The organism is Pseudomonas sp. FG29 (assembly GCF_057809355.1).
Map to the genome: position 1 here is coordinate 1 of NZ_JBMDJU010000058.1, position 435 is coordinate 435.

A 435-nucleotide genomic window follows, 5' to 3' on the forward strand; every position below is an offset into this window, starting at 1 on the left:
CGCCCCACAGTTGATCGTTGCCGGCACCACCGAACAACGTGTCACTGCCTACACCGCCGTTTAGTTGGTCGTCACCATCACCAGCTTGCAGTTGATCGTTACCTGCACCACCGTCGAGCAAGTCATTGCCAGAGCCACCATCGAGCAAATCGTCCCCATCGTCACCCCACAGCTGATCGTTGCCGGCACCACCGAACAACGCGTCAGTACCTACGCCACCGTTCAGTTGGTCGTCGCCATCACCACCTTGCAGTTGATCGTTACCTGCACCACCGTAGAGCAAGTCATTGCCAGAGCCACCATCGAGCAAATCGTCCCCATCGTCACCTCGCAACTGATCGTTGCCGGCACCACCGAACAACGCGTCACTGCCTACGCCGCCGTTCAGTTGGTCGTCGCCATCACCACCTTGCAGTTGATCGTTACCTGCACCAC

1 protein-coding gene is annotated in these 435 nt (G+C 58.4%); it reads right to left on the reverse strand.

Annotation, left to right across the window (positions count from 1 at the left end; all coding sequences use genetic code 11):
• Positions 1-415, reverse strand: a 415-nt coding sequence (locus tag ACODS1_RS24140) for a calcium-binding protein (protein WP_489087645.1), incomplete at its 3' end; no start/stop codon positions are given.
• Positions 416-435 lie beyond the last annotated feature (20 nt).